General features: G+C 76.3%; 2 protein-coding genes. Both read left to right on the top strand.

Features of this window, described 5'->3' with window-relative positions; genetic code table 11:
• A partial coding sequence (locus ACWEN3_RS33575; RefSeq protein WP_452978605.1) for a sensor histidine kinase occupies positions 1–1,083 on the top strand: 1,083 nt, incomplete at its 5' end.
• Positions 1,080–1,491 (top strand): response regulator (locus ACWEN3_RS33570; RefSeq protein WP_452978602.1); only part of this gene is annotated, 412 nt, incomplete at its 3' end. The genes ACWEN3_RS33575 and ACWEN3_RS33570, both read left to right, overlap by 4 nt.

Below are 1,491 nucleotides of genomic sequence, written 5' to 3'. Positions count from 1 at the left end.
GCCGTGGCCGCGCTGTGCGCCCTCGTGTACGCGACGGGCCCGCGCCTGCCCGCGGTCCGGCGGTCGCGCCGGGCCGCCGCCTGGTGGCTGGCCGCCGTGGGCGCGGTGTGGCTGGTGCTCGTGGCCCTGACGGCCGACGGCGTATGGCTGGCCTTCCCGCTGTACTTCCTCCAGCTCCACCTGCTGCCGCGCCGCACGGCCCTCGCCACGGTCGCCGCCACCGCGCTCGCGGCGACCGTCGCCTTCGCCGCCCACGCGGGCTCCTTCAGCCCGGCGATGGCCATCGGCCCGGCTCTGGGAGCCGCCGTGGCCGTCGCCGTGGTCTGGGGTTACGAGGCGCTGTACCGGGAGAGCGAACAGCGCCGCCGGCTGATCGAGGAACTCACCGACACCCGCGCCGACCTGGCCGAGGCCCAGCACACCGCCGGGGTGCTGGCCGAGCGGGAACGGCTGGCCCGGGAGATCCACGACACCCTCGCCCAGGGGTTCTCCAGCATCCAGCTGCTGCTGCGCGCCGCCGAACGCGCCCTGCCCGCCCGGCCCGAGACCGCCGCCGGGTACGTCGGCCAGGCCCGCCAGGCAGCCGTCGACAACCTCGCCGAGGCCCGCCGCTTCGTCGCCGCGCTCACCCCGCCCTCGCTGGAGGGCAGCACCCTGCCCGACGCGCTGGAACGCCTGTGCGTCACGACGTCGGCCCGGCACCGGATCACCGCCCGCTGCCGCCTCGACGGCAGCCCCGTGCCGTTGCCCACCGCACAGGAGGTCGCGCTGCTGCGCACCGCCCAGTCGGCCCTCGCCAACACGGTCCGCCACGCCGAGGCCGGCAGCGCCGACGTCACCCTCGGCTACTTCCCCGACCACATCGCCCTGCGGGTCGCCGACGACGGCATCGGCTTCGACCCCGGCATGCTGCCCCCGCCCGACCCGGACGAGGGCGGGTTCGGGCTCGCCACCATGCGCTCCCGCATCCGGACCCTCGGGGGCACCCTCACCGTCGAGTCCGCCCCCGGCCACGGCACCGCGCTGACCGCCCGGATACCCTTCACCCCGCCCGCCGACCAGGACCACGAGGCCCACGCGTGACCGACACCGCCATCCGCCTGCTCCTCGCCGACGACCACCCGGTGGTGCGGGCCGGACTGCGGGCCGTACTCGAGACCGAGACCGGCCTGACCGTCGTGGCCGAGGCCGCCACCGCCGAGGAAGCCGTGACCCGCGCGGCGGCGGGCGGCATCGACGTCGTCCTGATGGACCTGCAGTTCGGGCGGGGCATGACGGGGGCCGAGGCCACCGCGGCGATTACCGCCGTGCCCGGCGCACCCCGGGTGCTGATCGTCACCACCTACGACACCGACGCCGACACCCTCCCCGCCATCGAGGCCGGAGCCACCGGATACATCCTCAAGGACGCCCCGCCCGAGGAACTGGCCGCGGCGGTGGGCACCCCCGCGGCGGGCAGTTCGGGAGAGCACACGGCTGATCTCCAGTCAC

The sequence above is a fragment of the Streptomyces sp. NPDC004561 genome (assembly GCF_053602155.1).
The sequence above is the reverse complement of the archived record's forward strand: the minus strand, read 5'-3'. Positions and strand labels throughout refer to the sequence as shown.